The sequence below is a fragment of the Thermomonospora sp. CIF 1 genome, from assembly GCF_001896795.1.
GTDB classification, from domain to species: domain Bacteria; phylum Actinomycetota; class Actinomycetes; order Streptosporangiales; family Streptosporangiaceae; genus Thermomonospora; species Thermomonospora curvata.
In genome coordinates this window covers 18,731-37,473 of the sequence record NZ_MOYN02000025.1, presented here as the reverse complement: position 1 = coordinate 37,473, position 18,743 = coordinate 18,731, and the positions used below count along the sequence as shown (strand labels likewise).

The window sequence follows — 18,743 nt, the reverse complement described above, 5'->3', positions numbered from 1 at the left end:
CCGTTCGACCTGTCGGTCGATGCCGCGCTCGCAGCGGATATGCGGGAGCGGCTGGCGGCGGTGGAGGAGCTGCTGGTCCAGTCGGTCACCAGCGACGACCCGCTGCTGGCCGAGGCGTCCAAGCACCTGGTGGAGGCCGGCGGCAAACGGTTCCGCCCGGCGCTGGTGCTGCTGGCCTCCCACTTCGGCGACCCGGCCGCCGCGGGCGTGGTGCCCGCGGCGGTGGTCGTCGAGCTGACCCACCTGGCCACGCTGTATCACGACGATGTGATGGACGAGGCCACCGTGCGGCGCGGCGAGGAGTCGGCCAACGTCCGCTGGACCAACACGGTGGCCATCTTGACCGGCGACTACCTGTTCGCCCGGGCCTCGGACCTGCTGGCCGACCTGGGGCCGCAGGCGGTGCGGATCCAGGCGCGGGCGTTCGCCCGCCTGGTGCGCGGGCAGATCGCCGAGACCTCCGGGCCGGCCCCGGACGCCGACCCGCTCGAGCACTACCTGCAGGTGGTGGCCGACAAGACCGCCTCGCTGATCGCGGTCTCCGGGCATCTGGGCGCGCTGCTGGCCGGCGCTCCGCAGCAGGTGGTGGAGACCATCACCTCCGCCTGCGAGAAGATCGGCGTGGCCTTCCAGCTGTCGGACGACATCTTGGACATCGCCTCGGAGTTCGAGCAGTCCGGCAAGACCCCCGGCACGGACCTGCGGGAGGGCATCCGCACCCTGCCGATGCTGCACGTGCTGTCCTCCACCGACCCGGCGGATGCCCGGCTGCGCGAGCTGCTGTGCCAGGACCTGACCGACGAGGAGCTGCACGCCGAGGCGCTGGCGCTGCTGCGCGCCCACCCGGCGATGGACCGCGCCCGGGAGGACCTGCGGCGGTGGGCCGAGGACGCGCGGGCGGAGCTGCTGACGCTGCCGGACATCCCGGCCCGTGCCGCGCTGACGGGCCTGTGCGACTACGTGGTCTCCCGCACCGGCTGAGCGGCTTTGACCCGGGCCCGGCGGGCGGCGCGGAACCCGTCCGCGGTCAAGATCACCAGGGCGGTCCACACCAGCAGGAACCCGATCCACCGGCCGGCGGGCATCGGCTCGTGCTGCACCAGCAGCCCGATCAGGAACTGCAGGACCGGCGTCAGGTACTGCAGCATGCCCAGGGCGCTCAGCGGGATCCGGACCGCCGCCGCGTTGAACAGCATCAGCGGCACCGCCGTGACCAGCCCGCTGCCCGCCAGCAGCAGCGCGTGCCCCAGGCCCGCGTGGCCGAACGCCGCGCTGCCCTGCCCCTGGAGCAGCAGCGCATAGGCCAGCGCCGGCAGGAACAACACGGCGCTCTCGGCCGCCAGGCTCTCGGCCGACGGCATGTCGGCGAACTTCTTGACCATGCCGTACAGCCCGAACGAGCAGGCCAGCGTCAGCGCGATCCAGGGCGGGCGGCCGTAGTCGACGGCCAGCACCAGCACCGCCACGGCGCCCAGCCCGATCGCGCCCCACTGCCAGGGGCGCAGCCGTTCCCGGAACACCAGCACTCCCAGCAGCACGCTGATCAGCGGGTTGATGAAGTAGCCCAGCGCGGCTTCGAGGGTGTGCCCGGTGTTGACCGCGTAGATGAAGGCGCCCCAGTTGGCTCCGATCACCGCCGCCGCCAGCGCCAGCAGCGCCAGCGTGCGCGGCGTCAGCTCGCGCACCCATCGCCAGCTTCGGCGCACCGCCAGGATCACCAGCACGGTCACCAGCGACCACATGATCCGGTGCCCCAGGATCTCCGTCGCCCCGGCGGGCTTCAGCAGCGGCCAGTAGAGCGGAAACAGCCCCCACAGCCCATAGGCCGCGATCCCGGAGGCCAGACCACGCCGATCGATCACGCCCGTCACAGTATCAGCCGGTAATTACCGAATATATGTGACGTTCATGTCGCTGCCGGTGATGCGCCGGATACCCTGAAGAGGTGTTCGGCATCTTCAACACCGCCTTCAAGACCGAAATGGTCCCCGCGGACAAGGCCCTGCCCGGTCGCGACACCCCCATGCCGGTGCCGCCCGCCCACGAGGTACTGGGCACCCCGCTCGCCCCGCCCTACCCGGAGGGCAGCGAGATCGCCGACTTCGCCCTGGGCTGCTTCTGGGGCGCCGAGCGCACGTTCTGGCAGGTCCCCGGCGTCATCACCACCGCCGTCGGCTACCAGGGCGGCTACACGCCCAACCCGACCTACGAGGAGGTCTGCAGCGGCCTGACCGGCCACGCCGAGGCCGTCCGCGTCGTCTACGACCCCGCCAAGGTCACCTACGAGCGGCTTCTGCGCGTCTTCTGGGAGTCCCACGACCCCACCCAGGGCATGCGCCAGGGCAACGACATCGGCACCCAGTACCGCTCGGCCATCTACACCCACTCCGAGGCCCAGCGCAAGGCGGCCGAGGCCTCCCGCGAGGCCTACCAGAAGGCCCTGACCGCCGCCGGCCACGGCACCATCACCACCGAGATCGCCCCCGCCGGCCCCTTCTACTTCGCCGAGCCCTACCACCAGCAGTACCTGTCGGACGCCAAGAATCCCAACGGCTACTGCGGCCTGGGCGGCACCGGCGTCTCCTGTCCGGTGGGCATCGCACCCGCCGAGTGACCACATCGGCCTCGCCCCCTGGGTTTGCGGCACACCTCTCGGGTCAGATGCACGACCGGGGGCCCGCTGCCGGACCAGGCCGTGTCGGGCCGACTTCCACTGCCCTGGCCTGCCTTTACTCTGGGGCCCTCATCCCCCCTTTAAGGGATCGCAACGCGGATGAGGATGTGGCGGCGGATGCGCGTCCAGTCGCCCTCATCCACCCTTTAAGGGAGCGCAACGCGCACCGGGCCGCGGTCTCCCACTCGGAGAGCCCCGTCCTCGTCCGCTCTGCGGGAGATCGCAGCATCTCGAACGAGCCGCCCGGTGGCCTTCAGAGCGACGGGCCCTCATCCACCTTGTGAGAGGGACCGCAAGATGACGCACTAGAAGCGAATAGAGGAGTTCCCCGCGTCCTCATCCGCCCTGCGGGGGATCGCAACGTGGCGCCTTGGATGGGTGTGGCGGAGCCGGCACGTCCTCGTCGGCGCTATGAGGGATTGAAGCGAACGGCCTGGTCAGGGAGCGGGCCCGCTGCCGTGGATCCGCATCTCTCCGGTACGGGGCCGGGGTGCTTCCGGTCAGTGAGACCGGGGCGTTCGTGGTCGTCCCGGATGCCTAGGTTGGGCGTGCGGCGGCAGGCGGGCGGGGACGCGGGTCCTGGTCGCGTCGGCCGCCGGACGGCAGGTTCGTCGCAGTGGCCCGCGTTGTTCCGGGGTGGTCGTGGCACGGGAGCGTTCGCAGTGGTGGGATCGGCAGCAGATCCACGACGTCGTGCTGCGGTACTGCCGGGGGATCGACCGGCTGGACTTCGAACTGGTGCGTTCGGCCTACCATCCCGGTGCGATCGACCACCACACCGGCTTTGACGGGACCGTCGAGGAGTACCTGGCCTGGGTGGAGCCCAGGCTGCGGGCGCGGCGGGGCGGGACCATGCACATCGTGGCCAACCACCTGGTCGATCTGTACGGAGATGAGGCGGTCTCGGAGGCCTACGGCATCTCCGTGCACTGGGGGGAGCCGGCCGACAGCGTCCGGGCCAACTTCACCAGCGGGGTGCGGTTCGTCGATCACATGACCTACCGGGACGGGCGGTGGGCCATCTGCGAGCGCTGGGCGGTCCGTGAGTGGACCAGGTCCGAGGTCGGGCGGTTCGTGCCCAAGGAGGGGGAGGGGCCGTCGGGGCGCCGGGACGAGCTCGATCCCCTCATCGTGCTGCAGCGGCGCATCGCATCGAGAAGGGCGGGGTCGTGAAGGTCGGTATCAGCTCTCCCATCGTCGCTCTGGCCGGTAACCGACCCGAGTGGGAGCACCGGGCCGGGGTCGCCGAACTGGTCCGGGTCGCCAAGGCCGCCGACCGGCTCGGGTACGACTTCATGACCTGTCCCGACCATGTGGCCGTGCCGCCGGGGTTGCCGCGCGGTGAACGCTTCTACGACCCGCTGGCGACTTTCTCGTTCCTGGCGGCGCACACCGAGCGGCTGCGTTTTCTGCCGTACGTGCTGGTGCTGCCCTTCTACCACCCGCTGGAGCTGGCCAAGCGGTACGGCACCCTCGACCATCTCAGCGGCGGCCGGCTGATCCTCGGGCTGGGCGTGGGCAACCTGCGCGAGGAGTTCGATCTGCTGGGCAAGCCCTTCGACGATCGCGGGCCGCGGGCCGATGACGCGCTGCGCGCCTTGCGGGCGGCGCTGTCCTCCCGGGTCGTCTCCTACGAGGGGGAGTACTTCTCGTTCAAGGAGATGGTGATCGATCCGCACGCCGTGCAGTCCCGGGTGCCGCTGTGGATCGGGGGCCACAGCATGCGCGCGCTGCGCCGGGCGGTCACGCTCGGGGACGGGTGGGCCCCGGCGCCCCAGGCGTTCCGCGGCCCGTCGCCGGAGCGGATGCGGCAGATGCTCGACTCGGTGCAGATTCCCGAGGGCTTCGACGTGGTGTTCACGCCCAATCGCCGCATCGACGCCATCGGCAGGCCCGAGCAGGTCACCGAGCTGATGCGGACCGCCGCCGAGGCGGGGGCCACCCGGATCAACCTCACCGTGCGGCACGAGTCGCTGGAGCACTACCTGGAGCAGCTGGAGGCCTTCGCCGAGATCGCCTTCTCCGGCTGAGGGGCGTTTCCCGCTTCCGGGACGGCTCAAAGGCCGCTCAGCGCCGGGCAAACGGGGGAGCGTCCCGCCGGTGCCGCGTTCGCCGCGCGCTTAGGTTGGCCGCATGCCGGAGGGCGCGCAGCGGAGCCGGGGCGACGGGCTGGTGGATCGGGAGCGGCTGCTGGGGTTCGCCGACGCGGTGATCGCGATCGCGATCACCCTGCTGGCGTTGGGCATCCAGGTGCCGGCGGGGCTGACGGAGCCCCAGCTGCGGCAGGTGCTGCACGGCGCGCTGCCCGATCTGTGGGCTTATGCGCTGAGCTTTGCGGTCATCGGGTTGTTCTGGCTCGGCAACCACGGCCTGTTCGCCATGGTCGCGCAGGTGGACGGGCCGATGGTGATGCTGGAGCTGGCCTTGCTGGCGTGCATCGCGATCCTGCCGTTTCCGACCCGGCTGATCAGTGACTACGGCAACGTCTCCGTCGCGGTGGCCGGGTATGCCGGGACCCTTGCGCTGGCGGGGGCGCTGATGACGGTCATGTCGCTGCGGTTGCGCCGGCCGGGTCCGCTGCGGGCGCCGGGCGTTCCCCAGCGCCGGGTCCGTTCGGAGATCACCGACAACGTGGTGTTGACCTTGGTGTTCGGGGTGTCCGCCCCCGTGGCGTTCCTTTCGCCTTCCGCGGCCATGTACCTGTGGCTGCTGCTGCTCCTGCGCCGGGTCGCGCAGAGCTTGGGCGGACGTGTGCGGGGCGCTCGCCGGCCCGGTGAACGCGCGGACTGACGGCGGCGGGGGCCCGTCGGCCCGTGGGCGGCGGCTGCGCACGAAAGCCGATGGCGCGAAGAATGCCGGAGCGCCGCCGAAGAAATGTCATGAAAAAGCGGGAAGGTGGGTCGATCTCATGCCCTGGGTCTGGTTTACCCGATTGTTTTCCCCTTGACCAATGCGAAGGAGACAGATCGTCGTCGATCTGTCTCGCTGCTTCTTCGCGCATGACGGCGGGCGCCCACGTCGGGCGTCCGCTGCACAGAGGGGTAGTCGGGGCAGGGAAGAGCGACGGCGGGATTTACCACGGCGTTGCCAGACCCGTCCGTCAATGCGTCAAGAGGTACGCGATTACCAGAACGATGATGAGCTCGGCCATGTCATTAGAGTAGGTCGGCGGGTTGGCCGGATGCGGCAACCTGGAGGTTACAAGAATCTGACCTCGGAGTTGGAAGGTGCGAATCTTTCCAACTTCTCCCCTTGTTTCGGTGGGGGTGTTGCGGACTCTTCGCCCAGGTCAGAGCGGTGTTCCGGAGCGCGGTCCGCTTTGTGTCGCCACTGTGATCAGTGTCACTCGAGTGACGAAAATCACGAATGGGGTGATATGTCTGGATCGGCTCTCCGCTCCAGGGCGGGTGAGAAAGGTTCACCGTTCAAGTTCGGGTGAGCAGCGACCTGACAGCGTTTGGCCTGGGAAGTGAGCAGTTCCCGGCCCTACCGTGCCCCGGCGACCGCTGAGTGCCGTCCCCGAACGGGGACGGGGTGCATCGGGATCCGCTGGGAGGCTTCATGCGGCAGACCAAGCCGGGCACCGAGCCGTCCGACGCCTGCGAGCCGGCCGGGGGGAGACGATGAAGGTCCTGGTCACCGGGGCGAGCGGTTTCGTGGGCTCGCATACCGTCAAGGCGCTGGTGGAGGCCGGGCACCAGGTGCGCGCGGCGGCCCGCTCGGCGCACCGGATCCGGCGGGCGCTGCGCCCGCACGGCTGCGCCGACGCGGTCGAGACGGTCGAGGTGGACCTCACCTCCCGCGAGCCGGTGGTGCGGGCCCTGACCGGCTGTGACGCCGTGGTGCACACCGCCGCCGTCCACTCCTTCGACGCCCGGCGCCGCCCGGAGCTGCACGCGATCAACGTGCGCAGCACCGACCTGGTCCTCGGCAGCGCCTACGGGCTGGGGCTGAACCCGATCGTCCACGTCTCCTCCTTCACCGCGCTGCTGCCGGCCGCGCAGTCGCTGACGGCGAGCTCCCCGGTCGGCGACCCGCCGGTGCCCTGCGGGCGGTCCAAGGCCCTGGCCGAATGGATCGCCCGGCGCTGGCAGCTCGCCGGGGCGCCGGTGACGATCGTCACCCCGGGGATGGTGTGGGGGCCGCACGATCCGGCCTGCGGCGAGAGCACTCTGCTGGCCCGCTCCGTCCTGCAGGGCAGGCTCCCCTTCCGGCTGCCGGGCGTCGTGCCGGTGGTGGACGTGCGCGATCTGGCCGCCGTGCACGTGGCGGTGCTGAGCGCGGGCGTGGCCCCGCGCCGCTACCTGGCCGTCGCCGAGACGCCGGCCATGGCCGAGATCCAGCGGCTGGTCGCCGCGGCCGGCGGGGGCAGCCCGGCCCGGCTCGCCGTGCCCGCGCCCGTGCTGTCGGCCGCGGGCAGGCTCGCCGATCTCCTCCAGCGGATGCTGCCGGTCCGGCTGACGTTCGGCCGGGAGGGCACCTGGACCGCCCTGCACTGCCCGCCCGGCGCCGACGCCTCGGCCACCACCGCCGACCTCGGCGTCACCTTCCGCTCCGCGGCCGAGTCCGTCCTGGACACCGTGCGCTGGCTGATCGGTTCCACCGAGCAGGGCCCGCTCCGGGAGGAGGCGGCATGAGCTTTTCGGCCGGCCGGGAAGGGGCCGGCCTTCCGGGGACGGGATCCGTCACTGAAAGGGGCGGGCCTGCTCGTCCATGACCTCGTGGACGATCTCCTGCAGCGGGCGCGGGGGATGGGTGTCCGTCCACATCTGCACGGCGATGCGCACGCTGGACAGGAAGGCGGCGGCCATGACGCGGGGGCGCAGTGCATCGGGCGGCAGCCCTTCGCGCTCGGCGATCAACGCGGTGAGGTTCTGCTCGGCGGCGGCGTAGTTGGCCATCTGGCGGGCCGCCAGGGAGGGGTGCCGCTTGGCCAGCCGGGCCCGCATGGACCACTCGGGGTCGGGGCGGCGGCCCAGGCTCCGGTAGTAGTCGTCGACGGCGTTGCGCAGCGCCGTCCAGGACGGCTCGTCGGGCGGGCGGGCGGCGAAGGACTCCAAGATGGCCCGCATCCGCTGCTCGTCGCCGTACAGGAGGGCGTCTTCCTTGCCGGCGAAGTAGTTGGAGAAGGTCCGCCGGGAGACTCCGGCCGCGTCCGCGATGGCCTCCACGGTGACCTTGTCCAGGCCGTGTTCGATCGCCAGCCGCATCGCGGCGTCGTGCAGCGCCTGGCGCGTGGCCGCCTTCTTGCGCTCGCGCAGGCCCGGCATGGTCTTCACGGCACCCACCTTAGCGACCGGAGTAAACTTGCCCATCGGGTAAATTTTCCCAGTGGGAATAGACTACCGGCTGGTAGTCGTTGGTCTCCCGCATCCGCCCCCTTCCCCTTCCACACGCCGTCACCGGGAGGCAGTACTTGAGCATGCATTCGTCCCCGCCTGCGCCGATGAGCCGTCGGCAGACGCTGGAGGCACTGGCCGGCCTCATGCTGGTGTTGTTCGCCGCCATGCTCAGCGCCACGGTGGTGGGCACCGCGCTGCCGCGGATCATCGGGGCGCTGCACGGCAGTCAGTCGCAATACACCTGGGTGGTGACGGCGACCCTGCTGACCTCCACCGCCGTCACCCCCATCTGGGGCAAGCTGGCCGACCTGTACAACAAGAAGCGGCTGGTCCAGCTCTCCATCGCGATCTTCCTGGTGGGCTCGCTGCTGGCCGGCCTGGCGCAGAACACCGAGCAGCTCATCGCCGCAAGGGCCTTCCAAGGGCTGGGCATGGGCGGCCTGCAGATCCTGGTGCAGATCGTGATCGGCGCCATCATCCCGCCCCGTGACCGCGGCAAGTACATGGGCTACATCGGCGCGGTGATGGCCGTGGCCACCGTCGGCGGGCCGCTGCTGGGCGGGCTGATCGTGGACGTCTCCTGGCTGGGCTGGCGCTGGTGCTTCTTCATCGGGGTGCCGATCGCGCTGGTGGCCGCCGTCCTGCTGCAGCTGACGCTGCACGTGCCGACGGTGCGCAAGGCCGACGTCAAGATCGACTACTTGGGCGCCACCCTGATCACCGGGGGCGTCAGCCTGCTGCTGGTCTGGGTCACCTTCGTGGACGGCTCCTTCGCCTGGCTGTCCTGGCAGACCGCCGCCATGGTGGGCGGGGCGCTGCTCATCCTGGCGCTGGCGGTGTGGGTGGAGTCGCGGGCCGCCGAGCCGGTGGTGCCGCTGCCCATCGTCATGCGGCGCAACACCGCCCTGTCCATCGTGGCCAGCCTGGCGGTGGGCTCGGCGATGTTCGGCGGCGCGGTCTTCCTCGGCCAGTACTTCCAGATCGGCCGCGGCTACAGCCCCACCAAGGCGGGCCTGCTGACCATCCCGATGATGGCCGGGGTGCTGCTGTCGTCCACGGTCATCGGGCGGCTGACCAGCAAGACCGGCAAGCCCAAGCCGTTCATCGTGTTCGGCACCGTGGTGCTGACCGCGGGCTTTGCGGTGATGAGCGTCATCGACCACGAAACCTCGCTGGTGCTGCTGAGCGCCGGCATGCTGCTGATCGGCATCGGGGTCGGCGCCTGCATGCAGAACCTGGTGCTGATCGTGCAGAACTCGGTGGCGCTGAAGGAACTGGGCGCGGCCAGCGGCACGGTGACCTTCTTCCGCTCACTCGGCGGGACGATCGGGGTGTCGGTGCTGGGCGCCGTGCTGGCCAACCGGGTCACCGCCCTGATCACCGAGAAGCTGTCCGCGGCGGGCATGGGCGCGGGCGCCGGCAAGGCCACCGGCAGCCTGGACCTGAGCGCGCTGCCGGCCCCCGTCGTGGAGATCGTCCGGGCCGCCTACGGCGACGCCACCGGCCACATCTTCCTGATCTCCGCAGGGCTGGGGGTGGTCAGCATCCTGGCGGCGCTGGCGCTCAAGCCGGTCACCCTGCGCGACACCCTCGACCTGGTCCCCGCGCCTTCGGAGCGGGCGGCCTCCGCCGATGCGGCCGAGGCCGCGCCGCGGCCGTAACGCCGGGGACCCCTCCGGAAAGCGGCGAGGCCGCGGACCATGCGGTCCGCGGCCTCGAAGCCGTCGTGCTCGGGCGACCCTTTCGCGACCCTCGTCCCGGGAGCCTGCGGGGGAGCCCCGGCGGCGCGAACCTCCCGTTCCGCCGCAGGGCACACCGCCGGCCCCGGTCGCCGTACCCGTACCGGCCGCCTAGGCGGCGGGAGCCTTTCCCGGCACATGGCCCGGGATGCCGGGACGGGAGCCCCGGCGGCGCCCGGTGCCGTGCCGTCGCCGGCCGTCGCATTCGCCGGCCGTGCCGCGCCCGTCTCAACCTGCGGAGACGGCATGGCGGAAAGGGCTCAGTACGGCAGGATCCGTCCAGACGGCGTCCGGAGGTCCATGGGTGTCGGCTGACGCGGGGGCCTGGGGCGTTTGACGATTTGCTGCCGTGCCATGATGATCATCTCCCCCCTCTCGGCGGAAGTTAATCCACCGATCGAGCTGATCTTTGTGTCGTGCAACGACGCGGGCACGCCGCCTTGAACTGGCGAGCTTATTCGACCCGATGAGTTGTCTCGACCTCTTTTTCCGGTCATCAATGTGTCTTCTCCGTTGCGGCGCCCCGGCGGCACGGATGCCGGTCCGACCGCAACGAGGTGCAGGGATACCCCCGGAATCGCCATGAGAACACACCCATGGGACGAGACGGGACATGACCGTCTGCGGCCAAGGGCGGCTCTCGCAAGGGCGGGAGCCGCTTTGACGGTGCCGGCTCGCAGAGAGAGGGAAATCACACTTTCCCTAATTGTTGAGCCCGCTTCAACGGCCGTTCTGCCTGATCACCAGGGGTGAGGGCCGGATTCCGCCGCGTCCGGGCGCCCTTGCGGCGCCGGGCGGGTCCGCGGCGGATCGGGAGGACTCACCCGTCCCGGCCGGGCTCGGGCAGGGGCGCCAGCGCGGCGGCGAACATGGCGGTCAGGTGGGCGGTGAGGGCCTCGGGATCGGCCGCGCGCAGGTCGGCCAGGCCCAGGATGCGCCGCACCGAGCCGATGCCCATCACGATGGAGGCGGCGGCGGTGGCGCGCAGCCGGGCATCGGGCCCCTGCAGCCGGGCGGCCAGCGGCTCGACCAGGATGCGTTCCAGGTGACGGCGGATGATCGGCTGGATCTGCGGGTCGCCCACCGAGCGGTCCAGGGTGCGCAGCACCGGGCCGGCCTGGCCGTGGTGGATCAGCCGGACCACGTGCTCGGCCAGCCTGCCCGGCAGCTCCGCCGCCTCGCCCTCCAGGACGTGCGGCAGCGCCGACTCCCCGGCCAGCACCTCGCCGAACAGCGCGGCCTTGGACCCGAAGTACCGGTTGACCAGCGCCACGTTGGCCTCGGCGCGGGCGGCGATCGCCCGCACCGACACATGGTCATAGCCGTGCTCGGCGAACAGCTCGCGGGCCGCCTCCAAAAGCCGCCGCCGGGTGGCGGCCCGGTCGCGCCTGGGCCGCGGGGCGGGGCCGTCGTTCGCCTGCTTCGGTCGCATCGGGTGACAGTATCCCGCCTTGACTTGTAAACGAGCGTATACATACTCGTGTGCAGAACACGGCTGATCAGGGGGGGACAGGGTGGGGCACGGCGCGGCGGGCGGCTATACGCACCGGCAGGTGCTCAAGATCCTCAGCGGGCTGCTGATGGCCATGATCACCGCGGTGATCTCCACCTCGGTGACCACCATCGCGCTGCCCACCATCATGGGCGAGCTGGGCGGGCAGGAACAGCTCGCCTGGGTGGCCAGCGCCCCGCTGCTGGCCATGACCGCCTCCACCCCGCTGTGGGGCAGGCTGTCGGACATCTTCGGCCGCAAGCGGATGTACCAGACCGCGCTGCTGCTGTTCACCGCCTCCTCGATCGCGGCCGGCCTCTCCCAGAACGTCGGCCAGCTCATCGCGTTCCGGGCGCTGCAGGGGATGGGCGCCGGCGGGGCGATGGCGCTCACCCAGGTCATCCTCGGCGACATCGTCGAACCCCGGCAGCGCGGACGCTACTCCGGCTACCTGGGCGCCGCCTACGGCCTGTCCACCGTGACCGCCCCGCTGCTCGGCGGCTTCCTGGTGGACGCCCCGCGCCTGGGCTGGCGCTGGTGCTTCTTCGTCACCGTGCCGCTGGCGCTGGCGGCCCTCGCCATCACCCAGTGGACCCTGCACCGGCCGCCGCGCGAGACGGGCCGGGCCCGGCCGAAGATCGACTGGGCGGGGGCGGTCACCATCACCGGCGCGGCGAGCACCGCGCTGATCGTGCTGTCCCTGGGCGGCAAGGAGTTCCCCTGGAACTCTCCGTGGACCTACGGCCTGACCGCGCTGACCCTGGTGCTGCTGGGGGCGGCGGTGGCGGCCGAACGGCGGGCCGCCGCGCCCATCCTGCCGCCCCGCCTGTTCGCCGACCGCACCTTCGTGCTCGCCTCGGCGGCCTCGCTGATGGTGGGCGTGGGCATGTTCGGGGTGATGACCTACCTGCCGCAGTACCTGCAGGTGGTGCAGGGCATGACACCCACCGTCTCCGGGCTGCTGGCCCTGCCGATGACGATCGGCGTCCTGCTGGGCAGCACCGTCTCCGGGCAGGTGGCCGCCCGCACCGGGCGCTGGAAGATGTTCCCGGTGACCGGGACGGCGCTGCTGGCGGCCGGGATGTTCCTGCTGTCGCGGCTGCAGGTGGACTCCGGTCCGGTGGCGGTCGGCATCGGCTGCGGGACGGCCGGGCTGGGCCTGGGCATGACCATGACGATGCTGGTGCTGGCCACGCAGAACGCCGCCGACCGCGCCGATATGGCCGCCGCCACCTCGGGCGTCACCTTCTTCCGCAGCATGGGCGGCGCGGTCGGGGTGGCCGCGCTCGGCGCCGTGCTCACCGCCCGGCTCACCGCCGCGCTGACCGAGCGGCTGCGCGCCGCCCGCCTGCCGGTGCCCGAGCGGGTCGGCACCGGGCTGGGCACCCCCGAGGAGATCCACGCCCTGCCCGAGCCGCTGCGGGGCCTGCTGCTGGCGTCCTTCACCGAGGCGGTCCAGGCCGCCTTCCTGGTCGGGGTGCCGATCGCGCTGGCGGGCCTGGCGGCCGCGCTGGCCCTCAAGGAACTGCCGCTGCGCACCTCCTCCGCCCCCGCCGAGGACCGGCGGCCCCCGGCCGCGGCGGCACCGCCCGCCGATGCCGGGCGGGCCGCGGGCGCGGTGAGCCACCGGCGGACTTGAGGAAGGACGTCCGCCGGCGGCGTCCGAACGCGCCGAGCGGGAGACCCCGGCGGCGGGATCGGGTTCAAGGCCCCCGCAGGATGCTCACCAGGCGGTCGGCCTCGGCCCGGCCGAGACTGCCGGTCACCACCACCTTGCCGTCGGTGATCGGCACCTCCACCCGCGGCGCGGTCACCAGCCGGCCGTTGACCACGAACGCCACCGAGCGGCCCGCGGCGATGCGGGTCAGCTCGCCGAACGCCCGCCGGTCGGCCGCGATCAGGTCGATCGCCACGTCATAGCTGCCGGCCGTCCGCCCCGGCTGCACCCGCAGGCCGGCGACCTGCCGGATCGCGATGCCGCTGCTGAGGTGGTAGCACCTGGCCTCCGAGGGGGTGGTCTGCTCGGTGATGCCCTGGGTGCCGGCCGGGCAGGCGCCGGCGACCACCTGGGTGACCGGGTAGACGTGCAGGGGTGAGGCCAGCGGCACCGGCTCGGGCCGCTCGGCGGTCACGATCAGCGCCCCGGTCAGCGTGATCGTGATGATCAGCGCCGCCAGCGTGACGACCACCGCCGCCAGGGCGGGCCGCCGCCGGGTGGAGCGCAGCCCGGCGCGGGCCCGGCGCTGCTCCTGGAGGCGGCGCAGGGCGGCCGCCCGGCGCGCCCGCTCGGCGGCCCGGCGATCCGGCGGCGCGGCGCTCTCCTCGGCCGGGGGCGCCATGGGCTCTGGTTGCTCGGCGGCCGGGGACGCCGGTCTCTGCTCGGTCCGCTCGCCGCCGGCGCCCGGCGCGGAACGCTTGAAAAGCCGCAGACCTCTGCGTCCCGCCCGAAGGAAGCCGCCGCGTCCCCTCCGGGCCGGGCGGCCGCGTCGCCTGCCCGTGCCGCGTTCACGGGCCGGGCCACCCGGCGGGGGCGGCGGTGGCGGAGGAGGGAACTGCGCGCCTGGGGCGACAAAGCGTCCGAAAGCGTCTTTGGCCGGGGCACCGGGACGTCGCTCGTTGCGGCCTGGCACGGCCCGCATCCTTCACCTCCCCCCTCCTCCTGCGCCCCAAGTCTTTCAGCGCCGTTGCGATACCGCCACCGTGGCGGCCCGGATGTGACCAAGTGGCCACAAGCGGCAGGCCCCGGCCCTCTTGGAAAAGAGGACCGGGGCCGCTGCGGACCGCCCGCCGTCAGCCGTCGATGCGCCAGGTGTCCCCGCTGGCCAGCAGGGCGGCCAGGTCGCCGGGGCCCTCCCGCTCGATGGCCTGCTCCACCTGGGCCCGCATCTGCTCGTCGTAGGCCGGGCGCTGCACCTGCCGGAAGATCCCGATCGGGGTGTGCCGGAAGGCCGGGGAGTCCAGCCGCGACAGCGCGAACGCCAGCGACGGGTCGGGGTGGTGGGCGTCGTGCACCACGATCTGCGCGGGGTCCACGTCGGCGACGCTCGCCACCTCCAGGCCGCCGGTGGGCGTGCGGCGCAGGCACTTGTCCCGCTCGGCGCCGAAGATGATCGGCTCGCCGTGCTCCAGACGGATGGTGATGTCGTCGCGCACCCCCGGCTCCTTGAGCGGGTCGAACGCGCCGTCGTTGAAGATGGGGCAGTTCTGGTAGATCTCCACCAGCGCGGTGCCCTTGTGCTCGGCCGCCGCCCGCAGCACCGACTGCAGGTGCTTGCGGTCGGAGTCGATGGTGCGCGCCACGAAGGTGCCCTCGGCGCCCAACGCCAGCGAGATCGGGTTGAAGGGGGTGTCCAGCGAGCCCATCGGGGTCGACTTGGTGATCTTGCCGACCTCCGAGGTGGGCGAGTACTGGCCCTTGGTCAGCCCGTAGATCCGGTTGTTGAACAGCAGGATCTTCAAATTGACGTTGCGGCGCAGCGCGTGGATCAGGTGGTTGCCGCCGATGGACAGCGCGTCGCCGTCACCGGTGACCACCCACACCGACAGGTCCGGCCGGGAGGCGGCCAGCCCGGTCGCGATCGCCGGGGCACGGCCGTGGATGGAGTGGAACCCGTAGGTGTTCATGTAGTACGGGAACCGCGAGGAGCAGCCGATGCCGGAGACGAAGCAGATGTTCTCCCGGCGCAGCCCCAGCTCGGGCAGGAAGGACTGCACCGCGGCCAGGATGGCGTAGTCCCCGCAGCCGGGGCACCAGCGCACCTCCTGGTCGCTCTTGAAGTCCTTGGCGGTCTGCTTGACGTCGGTCTTGGGCACCAGCGACAGCCCACTCCGGCCGTTGGGGGAGCCGTTGAGCACTTCACTCACTGTCGATCACATCCTGGATCACACCGGCCAACTCCTCGGACTTGAACGGCAGCCCGCGCATGCGGTTGTAGCCGATCACGTCCACCAGGTACTTGGCGCGCAGCAGCAGGGCCAGCTGGCCGAGGTTGATCTCCGGCAGCAGGACCTTGTCGTAGGAACGCAGAACCTCGCCGAGGTTGGCGGGGAAGGGGTTGAGGTGGCGCAGGTGGGCCTGGGCGACGTGCCCGCCGCGCTCGCGCACCAGCCGCACCGCCGCGGCGATGGAGCCGTAGGTGCAGCCCCACCCCAGCACCAGCACCCGCGCCCGGCCGGAGGGGTCGTCGACCTGCAGCGGCGGGATGTCGGCGGCGATGCCGTCGATCTTGGCCTGCCGCAGCCGGACCATGGTGTCGTGGTTGTCGGGGTCGTAGGAGATGTTGCCGGCGCCGTCGGCCTTCTCCAGACCGCCGATGCGGTGCTCCAGACCCGGCGTGCCCGGGATGGCCCAGGGCCGCGCCAGCGTCTTGGGGTCCCGCTTGAACGGCTGGAAGTCCTCCTGACCCGGCTCGGCGAAGGCGGGGTCGATGGTCGGCAGCGACTCCACGTCCGGGATCCGCCACGGCTCCGAGCCGTTGGCCAGGTAGCCGTCGGTCAGCAGCACGACCGGGGTGCGGTACTTGACGGCGATGCGGGCGGCCTCGATCGCCGCGTCGAAGCAGTCGGCGGGGGACTGGGCGGCGACGACCGGCACCGGCGCCTCGCCGTTGCGGCCGAACATCACCTGCAGCAGGTCGGCCTGCTCGGTCTTGGTGGGCATGCCGGTGGACGGCCCGGCCCGCTGCACGTCCACCACCACCAGCGGCAGCTCGGTGGCCACCGCCAGCCCGATGGTCTCGCTCTTGAGCGCCACGCCCGGCCCGGAGGTGGTGGTCACCCCCAGCGACCCGCCGAAGGAGGCGCCCAGCGCCGCGCCGATCGCGGCGATCTCGTCCTCGGCCTGGAAGGTGCGCACCCCGAACCGCTTGTGCTTGGACAGCTCGTGCAGGATGTCGGAGGCCGGGGTGATCGGGTAGGAGCCGAGGAACAGCGGCAGCCCGCTGCGCACCGACGCCGCGATCAGGCCGTAGGCCAGCGCGGTGTTGCCGGTGATGTTGCGGTACAGCCCGGGCGGGTGGGCGGCCGGCTTGACCTCGTACTGCACCGAGAAGGTCTCGGTGGTCTCGCCGTAGTTCCAGCCCGCCTGGAAGGCCGCGATGTTGGCCTTCATGATCTCGGGCTTCTTGGCGAACTTGCGCTCCAGGAACGCCAGCGTGCCCTCGGTGGGCCGGTGGTACAGCCACGACAGCAGCCCGAGGGCGAACATGTTCTTGGCCCGCTCGGCGTCCTTTTTGGTGATGTCGAAGTCCTCCAGCGCGCTGACCGTCATGGAGGTCAGCGGCAGCGCGTGGACCTGGTATTCGGCCAGCGAGCCGTCCTCCAGGGGGTTGGCGGCGTAGCCGACCTTGGCCAGGTTGCGCTTGGTGAACTCGTCGGTGTTGACGATCAGGGTCCCGCCGGGCGGCAGATCGCCGATGTTGGCCTTCAGCGCCGCCGGGTTCATCGCCACCAGGACGTCCGGGGCGTCCCCGGGGGTGAGGATGTCGTGGTCGGCGAAGTGCAGCTGGAAGCTGGAGACCCCGGGCAGCGTGCCCGCCGGGGCCCGGATCTCGGCCGGGAAATTGGGCAGCGTCGACAGATCGTTGCCGAATGACGCGGTTTCCTGGGTGAAGCGATCGCCGGTCAACTGCATGCCGTCGCCGGAGTCGCCGGCGAAACGGATGATGACGCGGTCGAGCTGCTGGACCTGTTTGGTCACAGAGGAAGACCTCCTCGACGCGCAGCACCCGGGACCCGGGGAGGCGTCCGGATCCCGTGATGCTACTTAGGCTTACCTTTCATGGTACGTCCGGCCGTACCGGATCTCCCGGCGGACGCATGGTGCCGCCGGGCCGTCCGGCGCTCGGCCCGGCGGTGGGCGCCAAGACCCCCGCCTCCTTGCGCGGCGCCCCGTGCGGGCACAGTGCACCCCGGCTCGGGACGTATCGCATCGGTCGGCGGTGGAGACGGCGTCCACTCCCGGTGGACGGCCCAGGCGCGCCGCTCGCACAGGGGTACGGGGCGGGCGGCGCGGAACGTTCACCTTCGGGACGTTGCGGCCGGACACAGACGGCTGGCGAGCCGGCACAGGTCCACATGCAACCGGCGGACCAGTGCCACGGGCACGGAAGGTGCCGAAGACCGGGCCGAAGGCGGGCCCGGTGGTCCCGGCGGCTTGACGTTCACCCCCAGCACTATAGTTCTTTAGAATCCAGTTCGGTTTGCTGGCCCGCAATAACCGCTCAATGTCTTTGCCGCACTTCGCCGTACGGCCTGACCAGGCAGTCTTCCCCTGCTCGCGAAGGCGGGCTCAGCCGGCCCGGCGCTCTTGATCGACCGCCGCCAGCAGCTCGGCGACCTGCCGCGCCGACAGCGCCTCGGCCACCACCCGGGCCTGCGCGGTGTACTCGTGCCGCCCGGGCACATCCCGCGCCCGCCGCATCCACTCCCGCCAGCCCCGGCTGGTGACCGTGCAGCTCAGCGTGGCCTTGCGGGAGGCGTTCAGCGGCTGCACGTCCGTGCACGAGCCCAGCGCCCGGCCGTCGGCGCTGATCGTGGCGGTCATCCGCACCCGCGGCGCGGCGGTGGTGGCCGATGAACCGTCGTTCGCCACCACCGGGGAGCGGGTGGAGACCTCCAGGCGCACCGTGCAACCGCTGACGTTCTCGTTGCAGTTGACGAACTTCAGCCCGCCGTGCTCAAAACGCACCCCCGGGTCGCGCGCCCCGCCGAGCGCGGCCACCCGCCTGCGCAGCTCCGTCAGCACCGGGGCGGCGTCGGGCACCGCCGTCACATCGAAGCGGGCCCCCGCCACGCCCTCCACCCGCAGCAGCTCGTGCGGCTGGGCGACGGTCACCGAGTAGGTGCCGAGCGCGGTCTGGATGCGGTACACCGGCCGTCCGTCGACCTCCCCGGAGCCGCCGCCGGGGAAGCGGCGCACCAGCTCGGCGATGGAGGAGGGGGCCAGGAACGACCTGATGTCGAAGCCCAGCGTGGTGACGGGCGCCTTGGCCCACCGCCCGGCGAAGTCCTCCGGCAGCGCGGTCGGCCCGGCGCTGTTCGCCCAGAACGCCGCCGGCCCCTTCAGGTACGTGGCGCCGCCCACGCTCACCAGCAGGGCCCGCCGGCCGTCCCGGGTGATCGTGCCGATCGCCGAGCCGGACCGGGTCACCGACAGCGTCGCCCAGGCGGGACGGCCGCCGGAGGTGAACGCCCCGCTGTAACGCAGCGCCGGCAGCTCCTTCAGCCGCGCGGCGACCTCGGCCGTCCACGGCGGGGCCGCCGACCGGCTGGGGCTTTGCACCCCGCTCGCCGTCCGGTCGCCCGGGGCGTCGTCCGCCCGCAGCCCGGCGGTGATCACCGTGCCGACCAGCGCCGCGACCGCCAGTCCCGCGACGAGCGGGCGGGGAAGGCTGGGAATGCGCAGCCGCCGGCGCGGCCCGCCGCCGGCGGGTCCGCCCGCCGGTGGGCTCGGCTGCCCGGACGGCAACGATTGGGGTGAGCTCACCGCCGACGAT

At 71.9% G+C, this 18,743-nt stretch carries 15 protein-coding genes; 8 read left to right on the top strand and 7 right to left on the bottom strand.

Annotated features, from left to right (window positions below):
• The first annotated feature begins 39 nt into the window (after positions 1–39).
• Positions 40–981, top strand: coding sequence for a polyprenyl synthetase family protein (locus BUE48_RS21960; protein ID WP_286990961.1), 942 nt, complete (start codon positions 40–42; stop codon positions 979–981).
• Here BUE48_RS21960 and rarD read toward each other — a convergent pair.
• Complete coding sequence (gene rarD / locus BUE48_RS21955; protein WP_012854713.1) at positions 957–1,871, bottom strand: EamA family transporter RarD; 915 nt, start codon at positions 1,869–1,871, stop codon at positions 957–959. The two genes, BUE48_RS21960 and rarD, sit on opposite strands and share 25 nt — an antisense overlap.
• 110 nt (positions 1,872–1,981) lie before the next feature.
• Between rarD and msrA the strand changes: the two genes are divergently transcribed.
• The 5 genes from msrA (at position 1,982) to BUE48_RS21930 (ending at position 7,311) form a co-directional block, all read left to right on the top strand.
• Complete coding sequence (msrA, locus tag BUE48_RS21950; RefSeq protein ID WP_041442658.1) at positions 1,982–2,614, top strand: peptide-methionine (S)-S-oxide reductase MsrA; 633 nt, start codon at positions 1,982–1,984, stop codon at positions 2,612–2,614.
• Between the two features lie 702 nt (positions 2,615–3,316).
• Entirely contained in the window at positions 3,317–3,847 is a 531-nt protein-coding gene (locus BUE48_RS21945) for a nuclear transport factor 2 family protein (RefSeq protein WP_041442655.1), read from the top strand.
• Positions 3,844–4,704: an LLM class F420-dependent oxidoreductase gene (locus BUE48_RS21940; protein WP_286990883.1), complete on the top strand. Its 861-nt coding sequence runs from the start codon at positions 3,844–3,846 to the stop codon at positions 4,702–4,704. The genes BUE48_RS21945 and BUE48_RS21940 overlap by 4 nt, the downstream gene beginning before the upstream one ends.
• Before the next feature lie 103 nt (positions 4,705–4,807).
• Positions 4,808–5,464: a TMEM175 family protein gene (locus tag BUE48_RS21935; RefSeq protein WP_012854709.1), complete on the top strand. Its 657-nt coding sequence runs from the start codon at positions 4,808–4,810 to the stop codon at positions 5,462–5,464.
• Positions 5,465–6,297: 833 nt separating this feature from the next.
• Positions 6,298–7,311, top strand: a complete 1,014-nt coding sequence (locus BUE48_RS21930; protein WP_012854708.1) for an SDR family NAD(P)-dependent oxidoreductase — start codon at positions 6,298–6,300, stop codon at positions 7,309–7,311.
• Between the two features lie 48 nt (positions 7,312–7,359).
• Here the strand turns inward: BUE48_RS21930 and BUE48_RS21925 are convergent, their stop codons facing one another.
• Entirely contained in the window at positions 7,360–7,944 is a 585-nt protein-coding gene (locus tag BUE48_RS21925; RefSeq protein ID WP_041442649.1) for a TetR/AcrR family transcriptional regulator, read from the bottom strand.
• A 176-nt stretch (positions 7,945–8,120) separates the two neighbouring features.
• Here BUE48_RS21925 and BUE48_RS21920 point away from each other — a divergent pair, with 176 nt between their 5' ends.
• Positions 8,121–9,677: an MDR family MFS transporter gene (locus tag BUE48_RS21920; protein ID WP_148233078.1), complete on the top strand. Its 1,557-nt coding sequence runs from the start codon at positions 8,121–8,123 to the stop codon at positions 9,675–9,677.
• A gap of 898 nt (positions 9,678–10,575) precedes the next feature.
• Here the strand turns inward: BUE48_RS21920 and BUE48_RS21915 are convergent.
• Entirely contained in the window at positions 10,576–11,187 is a 612-nt protein-coding gene (locus BUE48_RS21915; RefSeq protein ID WP_286990882.1) for a TetR/AcrR family transcriptional regulator, read from the bottom strand.
• 82 nt (positions 11,188–11,269) lie between these two features.
• On the opposite strand from BUE48_RS21915, the gene BUE48_RS21910 reads away from it, so the two are divergent.
• The gene (locus BUE48_RS21910; RefSeq protein WP_012854704.1) at positions 11,270–12,886 is read left to right on the top strand and encodes an MDR family MFS transporter; all 1,617 of its coding nucleotides are present in this window, start codon (positions 11,270–11,272) and stop codon (positions 12,884–12,886) included.
• A gap of 64 nt (positions 12,887–12,950) precedes the next feature.
• On the opposite strand, the gene BUE48_RS21905 is transcribed toward BUE48_RS21910, so the two are convergent.
• The 4 genes from BUE48_RS21905 to BUE48_RS21890 form a co-directional block, all read right to left on the bottom strand.
• Entirely contained in the window at positions 12,951–13,586 is a 636-nt protein-coding gene (locus BUE48_RS21905) for a SecDF P1 head subdomain-containing protein (protein ID WP_286990880.1), read from the bottom strand.
• Between the two features lie 451 nt (positions 13,587–14,037).
• Positions 14,038–15,111: a 2-oxoacid:ferredoxin oxidoreductase subunit beta gene (locus BUE48_RS21900; RefSeq protein WP_012854702.1), complete on the bottom strand. Its 1,074-nt coding sequence runs from the start codon at positions 15,109–15,111 to the stop codon at positions 14,038–14,040.
• A complete protein-coding gene (locus BUE48_RS21895) occupies positions 15,104–16,945 on the bottom strand; it encodes a 2-oxoacid:acceptor oxidoreductase subunit alpha (RefSeq protein ID WP_286990877.1) in 1,842 nt (613 codons plus the stop codon). Before BUE48_RS21895 ends, BUE48_RS21900 begins: the two co-directional genes overlap by 8 nt.
• A gap of 591 nt (positions 16,946–17,536) precedes the next feature.
• A complete protein-coding gene (locus BUE48_RS21890) occupies positions 17,537–18,733 on the bottom strand; it encodes a hypothetical protein (protein WP_286990875.1) in 1,197 nt (398 codons plus the stop codon).
• Positions 18,734–18,743: the final 10 nt, after the last annotated feature.

Bases quoted from the DNA above. Each gene is read 5' to 3' on its own strand.
- BUE48_RS21905 (WP_286990880.1), bottom strand. From the start codon at position 13,586: ATGGCGCCCCCGGCCGAGGAGAGCGCCGCGCCGCCGGATCGCCGGGCC.
- BUE48_RS21920 (WP_148233078.1), top strand. From the start codon at position 8,121: ATGAGCCGTCGGCAGACGCTGGAGGCACTGGCCGGCCTCATGCTGGTG.
- BUE48_RS21915 (WP_286990882.1), bottom strand. From the start codon at position 11,187: ATGCGACCGAAGCAGGCGAACGACGGCCCCGCCCCGCGGCCCAGGCGC.
- BUE48_RS21935 (WP_012854709.1), top strand. From the start codon at position 4,808: ATGCCGGAGGGCGCGCAGCGGAGCCGGGGCGACGGGCTGGTGGATCGG.
- msrA (WP_041442658.1), top strand. From the start codon at position 1,982: ATGGTCCCCGCGGACAAGGCCCTGCCCGGTCGCGACACCCCCATGCCG.
- BUE48_RS21930 (WP_012854708.1), top strand. From the start codon at position 6,298: ATGAAGGTCCTGGTCACCGGGGCGAGCGGTTTCGTGGGCTCGCATACC.
- BUE48_RS21960 (WP_286990961.1), top strand. From the start codon at position 40: ATGCGGGAGCGGCTGGCGGCGGTGGAGGAGCTGCTGGTCCAGTCGGTC.
- BUE48_RS21925 (WP_041442649.1), bottom strand. From the start codon at position 7,944: ATGCCGGGCCTGCGCGAGCGCAAGAAGGCGGCCACGCGCCAGGCGCTG.